Source organism: Amycolatopsis sp. CA-161197 (assembly GCF_050942255.1).
Classification (GTDB): domain Bacteria; phylum Actinomycetota; class Actinomycetes; order Mycobacteriales; family Pseudonocardiaceae; genus Amycolatopsis.
This window is the reverse complement of the sequence record NZ_CP192059.1, coordinates 4475878-4488994: the sequence shown is the minus strand read 5'-3', so window position 1 is coordinate 4488994 and position 13117 is coordinate 4475878. Positions and strand designations below refer to the sequence as shown.

Annotated in this window: 14 protein-coding genes; 5 read left to right on the top strand and 9 right to left on the bottom strand. The window is 67.5% G+C overall.

All coding sequences use genetic code 11. The annotated features are described in order from the left end of the window. Window positions 1-19 precede the first annotated feature (19 nt). From ACQPXB_RS21480 to iolC, 5 genes are read right to left on the bottom strand one after another with little or no spacing between them, the layout of a single operon-like run. Window positions 20-1516, bottom strand: coding sequence for a CoA-acylating methylmalonate-semialdehyde dehydrogenase (locus tag ACQPXB_RS21480; protein ID WP_432855053.1), 1497 nt, complete (start codon window positions 1514-1516; stop codon window positions 20-22). Beyond that, window positions 1516-3441, bottom strand: coding sequence for a 3D-(3,5/4)-trihydroxycyclohexane-1,2-dione acylhydrolase (decyclizing) (iolD, locus tag ACQPXB_RS21475; protein WP_432855050.1), 1926 nt, complete (start codon window positions 3439-3441; stop codon window positions 1516-1518). The genes ACQPXB_RS21480 and iolD overlap by 1 nt, the downstream gene beginning before the upstream one ends. Beyond that, window positions 3438-4292, bottom strand: a complete 855-nt coding sequence (iolB, locus tag ACQPXB_RS21470) for a 5-deoxy-glucuronate isomerase (protein ID WP_432855047.1) — start codon at window positions 4290-4292, stop codon at window positions 3438-3440. The genes iolD and iolB overlap by 4 nt, the downstream gene beginning before the upstream one ends. Beyond that, the gene (locus tag ACQPXB_RS21465; protein ID WP_432856728.1) at window positions 4292-5167 is read right to left on the bottom strand and encodes a Cgl0159 family (beta/alpha)8-fold protein; all 876 of its coding nucleotides are present in this window, start codon (window positions 5165-5167) and stop codon (window positions 4292-4294) included. Before ACQPXB_RS21465 ends, iolB begins: the two co-directional genes overlap by 1 nt. Then, window positions 5164-6126, bottom strand: coding sequence for a 5-dehydro-2-deoxygluconokinase (gene iolC, locus ACQPXB_RS21460; RefSeq protein ID WP_432855045.1), 963 nt, complete (start codon window positions 6124-6126; stop codon window positions 5164-5166). The genes ACQPXB_RS21465 and iolC overlap by 4 nt, the downstream gene beginning before the upstream one ends. 381 nt (window positions 6127-6507) lie before the next feature. On the opposite strand from iolC, the gene ACQPXB_RS21455 reads away from it, so the two are divergent. Together ACQPXB_RS21455 and ACQPXB_RS21450 are read left to right on the top strand one after the other, a co-directional pair. Continuing rightward, complete coding sequence (locus ACQPXB_RS21455; protein ID WP_432855042.1) at window positions 6508-6924, top strand: GlcG/HbpS family heme-binding protein; 417 nt, start codon at window positions 6508-6510, stop codon at window positions 6922-6924. 1 nt (window position 6925) lies between these two features. After that, a complete protein-coding gene (locus ACQPXB_RS21450; protein ID WP_432855039.1) occupies window positions 6926-8104 on the top strand; it encodes an MFS transporter in 1179 nt (392 codons plus the stop codon). A 41-nt stretch (window positions 8105-8145) separates the two neighbouring features. On the opposite strand, the gene ACQPXB_RS21445 is transcribed toward ACQPXB_RS21450, so the two are convergent. From ACQPXB_RS21445 to ACQPXB_RS21435, 3 genes are all read right to left on the bottom strand, one after another. Beyond that, complete coding sequence (locus ACQPXB_RS21445) at window positions 8146-8733, bottom strand: TetR/AcrR family transcriptional regulator (RefSeq protein WP_432855036.1); 588 nt, start codon at window positions 8731-8733, stop codon at window positions 8146-8148. A 71-nt stretch (window positions 8734-8804) separates the two neighbouring features. Then, a complete protein-coding gene (locus ACQPXB_RS21440) occupies window positions 8805-9068 on the bottom strand; it encodes an alpha/beta fold hydrolase (protein WP_432855033.1) in 264 nt (87 codons plus the stop codon). Continuing rightward, the gene (locus ACQPXB_RS21435; protein ID WP_432855030.1) at window positions 9037-9585 is read right to left on the bottom strand and encodes an alpha/beta fold hydrolase; all 549 of its coding nucleotides are present in this window, start codon (window positions 9583-9585) and stop codon (window positions 9037-9039) included. Before ACQPXB_RS21435 ends, ACQPXB_RS21440 begins: the two co-directional genes overlap by 32 nt. A gap of 224 nt (window positions 9586-9809) precedes the next feature. Between ACQPXB_RS21435 and ACQPXB_RS21430 the strand changes: the two genes are divergently transcribed. After that, on the top strand, window positions 9810-10445 hold the full coding sequence (locus ACQPXB_RS21430; RefSeq protein ID WP_432854676.1) for a dimethylsulfonioproprionate lyase family protein: 636 nt from the start codon (window positions 9810-9812) through the stop codon (window positions 10443-10445). A gap of 46 nt (window positions 10446-10491) precedes the next feature. On the opposite strand, the gene ACQPXB_RS21425 is transcribed toward ACQPXB_RS21430, so the two are convergent. Next, a protein-coding gene (locus tag ACQPXB_RS21425; RefSeq protein ID WP_432848885.1) for an IS3 family transposase occupies window positions 10492-11651 on the bottom strand; the annotation gives its coding sequence in 2 pieces (ribosomal slippage) (window positions 10492-11370 and window positions 11373-11651; 1158 coding nt in all). 381 nt (window positions 11652-12032) lie between these two features. Here ACQPXB_RS21425 and ACQPXB_RS21420 point away from each other — a divergent pair. Together ACQPXB_RS21420 and ACQPXB_RS21415 are read left to right on the top strand one after the other, a co-directional pair. Next, window positions 12033-12305: a hypothetical protein gene (locus ACQPXB_RS21420; RefSeq protein WP_432855027.1), complete on the top strand. Its 273-nt coding sequence runs from the start codon at window positions 12033-12035 to the stop codon at window positions 12303-12305. 249 nt (window positions 12306-12554) lie between these two features. Further along, entirely contained in the window at window positions 12555-13022 is a 468-nt protein-coding gene (locus ACQPXB_RS21415; protein WP_432855024.1) for an SUKH-3 domain-containing protein, read from the top strand. Window positions 13023-13117 lie beyond the last annotated feature (95 nt).

Below are 13117 nucleotides of genomic sequence, written 5' to 3'. Positions count from 1 at the left end.
GCAACGTCTCCGCCTGCGGTCAGGTCGCGTTCGGGAAGTTCAACGCGGCCAGGGACTCTTCGTTCACGTGGGGCCAGCGCTGCGTCACGACCTTCGCCCGCGTGTAAAACCGCACCCCTTCCGGGCCGTGGATGTGGTGATCGCCGAACAGCGAGTCCTTCCAGCCACCGAACGAGTGGAACGCCATCGGCACCGGGATGGGCACGTTGACCCCGATCATGCCCACGGGCACGCGGCGCTGGAACGTCCTGGCCACTTCACCCGAGGACGTGAAGACAGCGGTTCCGTTGCCGTAGGGGTTCGCGGCGATCAAGTCGATGGCCTCGTCGAGGGTCGCCACACGCAGGACCGACAGCACCGGCCCGAAGATCTCGTCGGTGTAGACCTTCATGGCGGGGTGGACGTGGTCGAGCAACGTCGGTCCGACGTAGAAGCCCTCCGGCTTGCCGGCGACGCTGGTGTCGCGGCCGTCGACCACCACCTCAGCGCCCGCGGCGCGGCCTTCGTCGACATAGGACAGAATGCGCTCGCGCGCGGCGGCCGAGATGACCGGGCCCATTTCCGATGCGGGGTCGTCGCCGGGACCGATGCGCACCTGCCGCGTCTTGTCCCGGAGCTTGGCGACCAGTGCGTCGGCGACCGGGCCGACGGCGACGACCGCCGAGATCGCCATGCACCGCTGCCCGGCCGACCCGTAACCGGCGGCAACCAGGTGGTCGGTCACGTAGTCCAGGTCGGCGTCGGGCATCACGACGGCGTGGTTCTTCGCTCCGCCGAGGGCTTGGACGCGTTTGCCGTGGGCGGTGGCGGTTTCGTGGACGTACTTCGCGATCGGGGTGGAACCCACAAACGAAACCGCCGCGACGTCGGGTGACCGGAGCAACGCGTCCACGGCGACCTTGTCACCGTGGACGACGTTGAAGACGCCGTCGGGCAGGCCAGCCTCGCGGTAGAGGCGAGCGACCAGGTCCGACGCGCCTGGCACGCGTTCGCTGGGCTTGAGGACGAACGTGTTTCCACACGCGATCGCGATCGGGTGCATCCACAGAGGCACCATGATCGGGAAGTTGAACGGGGTGATCCCGGCGACGACGCCCAGCGGCTGGCGGAAGGAGAACGAGTCGACGCCACCGGAAACCTGATCATTGAAATCACCCTTGAGGAGCTGGGGGATACCGCACGCGAACTCCACGACCTCCCGCCCGCGGACGACTTCACCACGGGCGTCGTCGATCGTCTTGCCGTGCTCGCGGGAGATCACGCCGGCGAGCTCGAGCTCGTGCTCGACGAGCAACTGCCGGAAAGCGAACATGATCCGCGCCCGGGCGGTGACGGAAGTCTCGCTCCAGCTCTCGAACGCGGTCTTCGCCGCGTGCACCGCTGCCGCGACGTCGGTCTCGTCCGCCAGCCTGACCTGGCGCTCCTGCTCACCCGTCGCCGGGTTGTAGACCGGGCCCAGCCGGTTGCTGTTCGCGGGGCGGGCGGCACCCGCGATCCAGTGCTCGTAGATGTCCATCACTTGCTCCGTTCAGTGGCGGGCGCCAGGTACTGGCGCTGCCGGTGCTTACTGGTCTCGTAGGCGGCTCGTGCGTCCTTTGTGGTCTCCAGCCCGGAGACTTCCGAGACGGGCACGTCCCACCACGCGGCCGACGCGGGCGCTCGGAAGCTCGGGTCGGTCTCGACGTGGACGACGGCCACTCCCCCGCGCTCCTTCGCGTCGCTCACCTGCCGCCGGAATTCCTCGGTGCTGTTCGCCCGCGTCACCCGAGCGCCGAGACTGGCCGCGTTGGCGGCAAGGTCCACGGGCAGCAGGTCACCGTCGAGTCCGGTCGCGGTCCTGGCGCGGTAGCGGGTGCCGAACCGTTGCGAGCCGACGCTTTCCGACAACGCGCCGATGGAGGCGAAGCCGTGGTTCTGCACGATGACGATGATCAGATCCCGGTGTTCCTGGACCGCAGTCACGATCTCCGTGTTCATCATGAGGTAGGAACCGTCACCGACCAGGACGACGACATCGCGGTCCTCGCCGAGATCGTCGACCGCCATAGCGACCCCGAGCCCGCCGGCAATCTCGTATCCCATGCACGAGAACCCGTACTCGACGTGGTAGCCCTTGTGATCGCGCGTACGCCACAGCTTGTGCAGATCGCCGGGCAGCGAACCCGCGGCGCACACAACGACATCGCGCGGCGCCAGCGTTTCGTTCAAAAGTCCGAGCACCCGCGTCTGCGCCAGCGCCGCTCCGGAATCGACTGAGTACGCCTCGTCCACGGTCTGTTCCCACGCCGCCGCCAGCGCTTCGGCGCGGTCCCGCTCGGACTGGGACACCGCCCAGCCACCCACCTCTTCGATGAGGGCTTCGAGCGTTACGCGGGCGTCGCCCACGAGCGCCAGGCCGGACAGCTTCACCGCGTCCACAGTGGCCACGTTGACATTCAGGAACCGCACTCCGGGATCGCTGAACACGGTTCGCGAGGCCGTGGTGAAGTCGCTGAACCGAGTCCCGACCCCGATCACCAGGTCGGCGCCCCCGGCGAGCGCGTTGGCCGCGGTGGTTCCGGTTGCCCCGATCGCGCCGACGGACCTCGGGTGGTCGTACGGCAGCGCCCCTTTACCGGCCTGAGTTTCCGCCACCGGCACCCCGGTAGCTTCGGCGAAGGCGGCGAGTGCCTCGCCGGCACGCGAGTAGATCACGCCGCCACCGGCCACGATCAACGGCCGCCGCGACCGGCGGATCAGTTCCGCCGCCTCGGAAATCCGCGCCTGCTCCGGCAGCGGCCTCGCGACGTGCCACACCCGCCGGGCGAACAGTTCCTCAGGCCAGTCATAGGCCTCCGCCTGCACGTCCTGCGGCAACGCGAGAGTGACCGCGCCCGTCTCCGCGGGATCGGTCAGCACTCGCATCGCGTGCAACAGCGCGGCGGGTAGCTGCTCCGGCCGGTGGATCCGGTCGAAGTACTTCGAGACGGGCCGCAGGCTATCGTTGACCGAGAAATCGCCGTTGGCGGGATCTTCGAGTTCCTGCAGCACGGGATTGGCCACGCGAGTCGCGAACACATCACCTGGCAGCAGCAGCACGGGCAACCGGTTGATCGTCGCCAGCGCGGCACCAGTAACGAGGTTCGTCGAGCCCGGTCCGACGGACGCGGTAACCGCGAACGCGGCCAGCCGATCGCGGTGCCGGGCGTAGGCGACCGCGGCGTGGACCATGGCCTGTTCGTTGCGCCCCTGGTAGTACCGCAGGATGTGCTCGTCGGTGCCGGCGTTCGCCGCGATCTCTCGTTCCAGGAGCGCTTCGCCGATACCGGCGACGTTGCCGTGCCCGAAGATCCCCCAGCACCCCGCGAAGAACGCCGTGGTTTCGCCGTCGCGCTCGACGTACTGCGCCTCCAGAAAGGCGACGACCGCCTGCGCGACGGTCAGCTTGATCGTCCTGGTCATACGGCTCGGTCCCTTCCGAACGGGAGGCGGGGATCGACGGCCTGCCCCGGCCAGGTGGACCGCACCCAGCCGTGGCACGGGTCGTCCTGGACGCGCCAGTCGCGCTCGCCCGGGCCGGCCATCACGTTCAGGTAGTAGAGGTCGTAGCCGGGCGCTGCCATCGAAGGCCCGTGCCAGCCTCGCGGGATGACCACCGTGTCACCACTGCGGACTTCTTCCAGCAGGTCGTCTTCACCGTCGTGCCCGTACACGCGCTGGTACGCGAATCCCGGGCCGCCGGGCCCTGAACCCACCTCGAAGAAGTAGATCTCTTCGAGCTCCGACTCGGTGGCGCTCTCTTCGTCGTGCTTGTGCGGCGGGTAGGACGACCAGTTTCCCGCGGGCGTGAGCACCTCACAGGCGATCAGCCGGTGCGCGTCCAGCACTCCGGGCGTCGCGAAGTTGTGGACCTGCCTGCTCGCCGAACCGGCTCCCCGCAGCTCGACCGGGATATCGGCGGCCGGCACGTAACGCACCGGGAAGATCTCCTCGCAGCGAGCCGTGGCCACCGCGAACCGGCCGCCCCTTTCGCTGCGGACCCGTACCGTCGACCCGAGCGGCGCGTACACGCAATCGCTCGGCCCGTCGAAGACACTCGCGCGTCCCCGGAGCTCGAAACGCTCGTCCGCGACCGTGATCTCCGCGGAACCGGTGAGGGGCAGGACAACCGCTTCACCGCCATCGAGCCGGAATTCGACGTCGTCACCCGCCGCCAGGCTGAGGACTCGCAATCCGGCGAACCGGCACCCGACGTCTTCGGGTTCGAGGTGAATTCCGTCATCGCCCTCGTGGTGAGGAAGGTAGGTGGACATCACATCATCTCCACGATCGCGTCGACTGCGCGCTCGACGTTCCCGCCAGGCGGGTACAACAGAGAACGGCCGATGGCCATCCCGCGAACCTGCGGTGATTTCAGCGCCCGCGACCAGGCCGCAAACTGGCGGCCCTGATCGGCGGACACTTCGCCGCCGAGGAGCACCACCGGCAGTGACGTGGCCGCCAGCACCGGATCCATGTCGTCGATGACCGGCAACTTCAGCCAGGTGTAGGCCGACGTCGACGCGAGTCCCGCAGAAACGGTCGCGGCTCGGACGATCGCCTCGGGGGTCAGCACGTTGACGACCCGGCCGTTCTCGTCGCGACGGGAGATGAAGGGCTCGATCATCGCCATCAGGCCGCGCGCGGCGAGCTCCTCCGTGGCCTGCGCGCAGGCCTGCATCGTCGCGACCGAGCCGGGGTCGGACGGATCGATGCGAAACAGCATCTTCCCGCCTTGGTAACCGCAGCGCGCGATGGCCTCCGCCGTGAACCCGGTGAACCGGTCGTCCATCTCGAACGCGGTGCCGGCCAATCCTCCGCGGTTCATCGAGCCGATCACCACTTTCCCCTCGAGGGCACCCAGCAGCAGCAGGTCCTCGACGACGTCGGCGGTACCCAGAAATCCGTCCACTCCCGGCCGTGCAAGGGCGCGCACGATGCGGTCGAGCAAATCGGCGCGATCCGCCATCGCCAACGGGTCCTGCCCGGCCCGGAGGGCACCCCGTGCCGGGTGGTCGGCGGCGACGATCAGCAACCGTCCCGTCTGGCCGGTCAGGTCCCGCGGCTTCCCGCGGGACTGAGCGAGTTCCGCGATGCGCCCGGGTGAGCCCACTCGGGCCGTGAGGATGACGTCCAGATCGACCGTCATGCGTTTTCCCTTCTGGTCGAGGCCCACAGCGAGTCCACCGTCGACGTGTCCGGCATCGCGTCCGCCGCGGGCAGCTGCGTGGCGACGTAGGCTCCGGCCGCGTTGGCGAAGCTGAGCAGCTTCGGCAGGTCCCAGCCTTCAAGCAACCCGTGGCACAGCGCGCCGCCGAACGCGTCGCCGGCGCCGAGCCCGTTGACCACCTCGACCGGGATCGCCGGCGACACGTGCGACTCCGCACCCCGGACCCCCAGCACTCCTGCCGGCCCCTGCTTGACGATCGCGAGCCCGACCCCCTCGGCTCGCAACGCGGCCGCCGCCTTGCCGGGTTCGGTCTCGCCGACGGCGATCCGGCACTCGTCCCGATTGCCGACCGCCACCGACACGTACCCGAGCGCCGCCCGGATATGGGTGGTCGCGTCCACCGGTGACTTCCAGAAACTCGGCCGGTAATCGAGATCGAGCACCGTGAGCTGATCCGGACGCCGCGCCTGGATCGCCGCCATCGTCGCCGACCGGCTGGGCTCCCGCGCAAGACCGGTGGCGGTGATCCACAAGATGCTCGCCGAGCGGACCGCGTCGAGGTCGAGGTCGTCGGGCGAGAGGCGGAGATCCGGTGCCGGGTCCCGGCCGTAGAAGTAGATCGGAAAGTCATCCGGCGGGAAGATCTCACAAAACGTCACAGGTGTGGCGTAGTGGTCGTCGTCGGTGACGAAGTCATCGCTGACCCCGAACCGGGTCAGCGCACGCCGGGCGAACCGGCCGAACGGATCGCATCCGACCCGGGTGATCACCGCCGTCCGCCGGCCGTGGCGAGCCGCGGCGACCGCGACGTTCGTCGGCGACCCGCCGAGGAACTTCCCGAACGTGGTCACCTCTTCGAGGCCGACACCCACCTGCAGCGGATAGACGTCAACGCCGATGCGACCCATCGTGATCACGTCGAAAGCGGGCTGCGTCACGATGCCGCCCGCGCCGGATCGACGGACCCCGCACGAGCGTGCGCCCGGGCCGTCCCGAATCCGGGTCCGGCCGGCCGGGCAGCCCGCAGTCGTGCATCCCGTCCTGAACCTGTGCCGGCGCCACGGGCGTGTAACACCGCGGCGCTGCGATCGGCCGCCATGCAGTACCTCCGATGGATAGTGAACCGATGTGTGTCGAGTCTCGGGTGCGTGACTCCGCCTGTCAATAGTTTGTCATGACATATTGACTAAGCACGCAGCCGCCCACGTCGAGCATCGGCAGACCACGGGTTCGACGTGGCGAGCACCACGCGGCGCCCGCCGCCTAATTTGGTACCATTCGGTTTAGAAACCAATCGGTACCAAATCGGAGGAGCGAGGATGCCGCTGACAGCGGAACTCACCCAGCAGCTCATCACCGCCGCGCGGGATGAAGCCGCCCGCCGCGAGCTGCCGCCGGTCAACATCTGCGTGGTCGACCGCGCGGCGCACCTGGCGGGCTTCCTGAGGATGGACGGCGCGATCCTCGGGACCATCGACGTCGCGCACCGCAAGGCGCGCACCGCCGCCCTTTTCGAGGCCGACAGCTCGGCGCTGTCGAACGTCGCGCACCCGTCCGGCGCCAGCTACACCGTCGAGCACACCAACGGCGGCCTGGTCACCTTCGGCGGCGGGGTCGTCGTGCGGGACGAGCACCGCCGCGTGATCGGCGCCATCGGCGTGTCCGGTGCGTCGGTCGAAGAGGACGAGCTCATCGCCCAGGCCGCCGTGGCCCGGGCCGCGAAGGGAGGTGATTGACGTGCCTCGTGCCCTCTACGCACTGGCCGCCTCCACGTTCGCGATCGGCACCACCGAGTTCGTGATCGTCGGCCTGATCCCGGGGATGGCGCGCGACCTGCACGTCGGCCTCACTACCGCCGGCCTGCTCGTGAGCGTGTACGCGCTGGCCATCACCCTCGGAGCGCCGCTGTTCACGGCGCTGACCGGGCACTTCGACCGGCGTCGGCTGATCATGGCGCTCATGGCCGTGTTCCTGCTCGGGAACGTGACTGCCGCGTTCGCGCCCAACTTCGAGATCCTGCTCGCCGCGCGGGTCGTGACCGCGGTCGCCCACGGCGTGTTCTTCGGCGCCGGGGCCGCGGTCGCGTCGACGCTCGTGCCGCGCAGCAAGTCGTCCCAGGCCGTCGCGGTCATGATGGGCGGCCTCACCATCGCGATGGTGCTCGGCGTGCCGCTCGGATCGTGGCTCGGCGAAAGCCTGGGCTGGCGCGCGCCGTTCCTCGTCGTCGCGGGGCTCGCACTCGTCGCCCTCGCGGCGCTGCGCGCACTGCTGCCGGCCGAGATCAGTCATACCCCACCGGAGAGCCTGCTCGCGCAGGCACGCCTGCTCACCAACCCGCGGCTGCTGACCATGTACCTGCTGACCGCGATCGGGTGGGGCGCGACGTTCGTCGTGTTCACCTACATCTCGCCGCTGCTGACCGGGATCACGGGCATCAGCACGAGCATGGTGAACGTGGCGCTCGTGGTGTTCGGCATCGCGACCGTGGCAGGCAACATCACCGGCGGCAAGCTCGCCGACCGGCTCGGGACGAAGCCGACGCTGACCTTCGTGCTGATCGGCACGGCGATCGTGCTCGCCGGCCTGGCGTTCACCGCGCACTCGACAGTGGCGGTGTTCGTGAACATCGCGGTGTGGGGCTTCTTCGCCTTCGCCATCAACCCGGTGCTGCAGGCGGGCGTGGTGCAGATCGCCGAGGACGAGGCCCCCGACGCGGTGGGTACCGCCTCCGGCTTCAACATCGCCGCGTTCAACCTCGGCATCTCCGGCGGGTCGTTCCTCGGCGGCGTGCTCGTCCAATCGGCCGGCGTGCTCTCGACGCCGTGGGGCGGGGTCACCATGGCCGTGGTCGCGCTCGGCATCGCCACCGTCGCACTCAAGCGGCGGGCGCACACGAACGCCTTGGCACAGGTCTGACCGGACCCGAATCGGGCCGAGGGCGAATGTCCTCGGCCCGATCAGTCTTCGGAGCCCCACAAGGTGAGCACACTGCGGACCACTCCGCGCAACCACTCCGTCGAGCGGCCGTCGACCGCCTGCACGGCCATGCCCTGGATGATGGTGACGACGAGAGCGACGGTCTCCGCCACGCCCAGACCCGGTGGCAGCGGGCCATCATCCGCCACCTCCGCGAGCCGCTTCTCCAGGGCAGCAGAGATGAGCTCCCGATTCGTGATGAGCTGCTTCTGCACGAGCGCGTTGTCCGGGCCACAGGTCAGCGCACCCGTCGTCTCGAGACAGCCCGGCGGGGTCGCGTCGTCGCCGTGCAGCTCGGCCAGCCCGAGCAGCAACTGCTCGACGATGCGGCGCGGCGTCCGCTCCTGCAGCGCCCGCTCGCGGAACGCGAGGAACTCCTCGTGGTACAGGTCCACCGCGCGGCGGAACAACGTTTCCTTGTTACCGAACGTGCGATACAGGCTCGTCTTCCCCAGCCCGGTCGCGTCCATGAGCACGGCCATCGACGCGCCTTCGTAGCCATAACGCCAGAAAGCGAACATCGCAGCCCGCAACGCCGTGCGCTCGTCGAACAACCGAGGCCGAGCCATGGCTCCTCCCGCACCTATTTGCTACCAAATGGTACCATATTTGTCCAAGGAACACCCCGAATCAACTCTCCTCACGCCACCCGGTCGAGTGACCGGGTGCCGGTGGGGGGCCGGGCTGCGCCGCACCACCCCACCGGCCGACGAGCTCGCTCGCGCAGGAACGTCAGCAGCTCGGCGTTGAACGTTGCGGCGTGGGTGACATTGAGGCCGTGCGGTGCGTCGGCAACAAACACCAGGCGGGCGTCCTTCACCGTCTCCGCCGTGCGCTTGCCGCTGATCTCGAACGGCACGATCGCGCCGGAGTCACCGTGGATCACCAGCGTCGGGATCGTCAAGGCCGTGAGGTCCTCGCGGAAGTCCGTGTTGGTGAACGCGGCAGTGCAGTCCAGCGTGCCCTTTAGGGGGCGCGAACGCGGCGATCGCGGTGTTGTACGCGTGCACCAACGGGCTGACCAGGTCGGTGCGGCCCTCATCGCGAAGAAGTTCGTGACGAACCCTCGACGAACGCCGGGCGGTCGGCGCCGATCCCGTCGTGGAACGACGTGAGCAGTGCGTCGCCAAAGCCACCCTCGGGGTTGCCGTCTTCCTAGTGCAGGAACGGCAGCACGGCCCGGCGAACACGGCCTGGGCGATGCGAGTGGTGCCGTAGCAGCCGACGTAGCGGGCCACCTCGCCGCCGCCCATCGAGAACCCGACGAGCGTGACCTCGGTCAGGTCGAGCGCGGCGAGCAGCTTGTTCAGGTCGTCGGCGAAGGTGTCGTAGTCATAGCCCTCCCACGGCTGCGACGACTGCCCGAAAACGCGGCGGTCGTAGGTGATCACGAGGTAGCCGTCCTCGACGAGCGCGCGCACGTGCGCCTCCCGTGAACGGCCGGCCGGCCGTGGATCAGCACGACCGGGCGCCGTTCCCTTCTCGCACAGGGACGGGGAAGACGAAGGAAACCGGCGGCACCCCCTGCCGCGCCTCGTCCGAGCGAAAGCTGCGACATGCACGGCCTGGCGTTTGGGCACGGACCAGGCTTCAGCTTCGATGATCCCGTCCGGATCGTCGCAGCGACCGCAGGGAGATGATCGCGGTGACCGCAGGAAGCTCCACACCGGCGACTGCCGCGGTGACAGCGCTCGTCACCGACCTGGCCCGGCGGCTGGCGAGCGAAGGCCTGCCCGAGCACGCGGCCGACCTGCGCAACGCGCACCCGACCGCGCCGGTCACGCCGGCAGCACCGAGCGCCGCCCTGCCCGCCCTGCGCCACCTGCCGAAGGCCCTCCGCATCGCGCGGGCGAACGACGTGACCGGACTGGTGCAGGCGCTGACGTCCGCGCGGTGGACGCAGACCAGCACCTACGTGAGCAATCCACCCCACGAACACTTCCTGCCCGGCTACGCGCACTGCACCCTGCTGGGTTCCGCAGCCGCGCTACCCGTCGCCGTAGACCCCGCCGGCCTGCTCACGCTCGGCGTCCTGCTGCTCGGCCCCCACCTGCACTACCCGCCTCACTGGCATCCAGCCGACGAGGTCTACGTACCGCTCACCAGGGCCCGCTGGTCCACCGACGAATCCCCCTACGTCGCACGCGAACCCGGCACAGTCCTGCACCACACCCCCACCCGACCGCACGCCATCCACACCGACGCCATCCCCCTCCTGGCGCTCTACCTCTGGCGCGGCGACCTCCACACACCGGCCCGCCTCATCAACCCACCCGGCTGAACCCGGGTCTGCCCAGACTTCGGTTGACACCGGAGTTGGCTGTTTCTCAGGCCGCTGCTGCGGTGGTGTAGATGGTCTCAAACTCGACTGGGGTGAGCTTGCCCAGGGCGCGTTGGCGGCGTTTGCGGTGGTACTTTGTCTCGATCCAGGACACGATCGCCAACCGGAGCTCCTCACGCGTGCGCCACCTCCGGGTGTCGAGAACATTCTTTTGCAGCAACGAAAAGAACGATTCCATCGCAGCGTTGTCACCGCAGGCGCCGACCCGCCCCATCGACCCGGTCAGCCCATGCGCGTGCAGGAGGCGCTGGTAGGGCACCGATCGGAATTGGGCGCCGCGGTCGGAGTGGACGACGACATCGCGTGGGTTTCGGAGCGCGATGGCGTTGCGCAGCGCACTGACGGCGAGTGAGGCCCGCATGTGCGAGGCGATGGAGTATCCGACGATCTTGTTGGAGTAGCAGTCCTTGACCGCACACAGATACAGCTTGCCCTCGCCGGTGGGGTGCTCGGTGATATCGGTCAGCCACTTGGTATTCGGTGCGGTGGCGGTGAAGTCCCGGCGGACCAGGTCGTCGTGCACCGGCGGACCCGCCTTGCGGGAACGTCCTTTCTTCTTGGCGTGCAGCGAGAAGATCTGCTGCATCGAGCAGATCCGCCACACCCGGTTCTCCGAGGCGGTGAATCCGCGCCGGGCGAGTTCGTCGGCGATGAACCGGTAGCCGTCGGCCGGGTCATCGGAGTGGATCTCGAGCGCGGCGTTGATCAAATGCGCGTCGTCCCAGTCCCGCTGCGAGACCGGGGACGAACACCACTGGTAGTAGGCCTGCCGGGAGATCCCCAGCACCCTGCACGTCACCGCGACCGGCACCCGCATAGGGGCGCCGGCCGCAGCCAGGTCACGGACGAGCGGGAAGACTATTTTCCCGGCAGATTGCCCTGCGCCAGGTAAGCCGCCGCCTTGCGCAGGACCTCGTTCTCCTGCTCCAGCAACCGGTTCCGCTTCCGCAGTTCCCGCAGCTCAGCGGACTCATCCCGGGTCACGCCGGGCCGGGTGCCGTCCTCGACATCGGCCGCGCGCAGCCAGTTGGCCAGACACGACTCGGAGATCCCGAAATCCTTGGCGACCTGCTTCAACGGGACCTCGCCGCGGCGGGCCACAGCGATCACGTCGTCACGGAACTCACGGGGGTAGGGCTTGGGCACGGTGACATCCTTCCATGCGAGGCCGAAGCCTCACAGGTGAGGTGTCAACCAGACCCTGGGCAGACCCGTGAGCCACACGTTCGAACTTCCTGACGCGCGGGCAGCCTTGAAGTTTCAGTCGGATACCCAAGGTAGTTGGGGAGACTATAACGGACTGAGCAACAGTTGTCTTACGTACTGCACCTCTGTACTGTGTGCCGGCGGTACCTGGGCGCCTGAGGGAAAGGCTGCGATACCCTGGGTAAGGAGAACTATGACCGGTGGTCAGTGATCTTTGGCCATGGACTCCGGTGTGTACACGACGCTCCGGTCATCGACAGACGCTTTTGGAGAGAGCTGATGTTTGTACGGAACTCGGAGGCACTCGATGTATTGCTCCGGATGGCTGCTGATTCGAGGGTGTCCTGGCGAGCTGTAGGGATGGTTGGCAGAGCAATATCCGCTGAGGCTGCGTTCACGCAATGGACTGTCGAGACGGGCAAGCCATCGCTTAACGGCGAAGAGTTGGCTGACACTCTGATAGGTTTCGGCGAAGTTGTGGACGAATTGGTGAAGTTGTGGAGTTCCTTGCAGTGTGGCGATGTTTCTCGGGAGAAATTTGAGAGCGACCTGCAGCTGCTGGTGTCGCGGATGGAACAATTTACCTCGAAGTGAACCGGAGAAACGCTGGGGTAGATCACTCTGGGGTAGATCACTCTGGCCGCGGAGCCGATAACTGTGCCGAAATCCGGGCCTGCAATGCTCTGATCGCCGAACATGGAGCCGATTTCGAGGATCAAGTCGGACGCTCGCTGCGGTTAAGTGACATCGAATTTCTGACCGTTCGCACCCGGAACCCGCTTGTCTATCCTGTCAGAGTGTTCTTGTTCGGCGTGGAGTGACGGACCTATCGAGGTGAGAAGGATGCGCGAATCGGAGCTGGAGGAATTTCTTAGCTCGTTTGGCTGGGAGGCGGGTGGAGCACGCCGTGAGGCGGATGCTAGCGTGGCAGACCTGGAGCGTGTCGGCTTCGCCTGTCACGAGGAGGCGAAGAACTTCCTGAGTGAATACTTCGGCCTCAAGATCGACCACCCCCCAGCCCTCTTTATCGTGCGGGAGTGGATCACAAGTTGGACGCGTTTCGATCCGTCTGCCGTGTGTACCACTGGTGATGCGGACGTGGCTCGCCGATGCGAAGGGGTGGCTGGCACCGTTCTGTGCCCGATTGGAGTGGATAGCTTCCATGTGACCGTATACTCGGGAAGCGACGGAGTATTTTATGCCGGGTTCGATTCATCGGTCTATCAATATGGGGAAGATCGCAATGCGATGTTCTCGATGATGAAAGATGGAATTCGACCAATCCCGTTGGGTGAGTGGACGCTTGAGTGAGAAGGACTTGCCAGACGCCTTGAGGAAGTTGCTCGTCAGTTGGAAGGGTGCACTGCGCACCGTCTGCCGCGATGGGATCCAGCACCTTCCGTCGG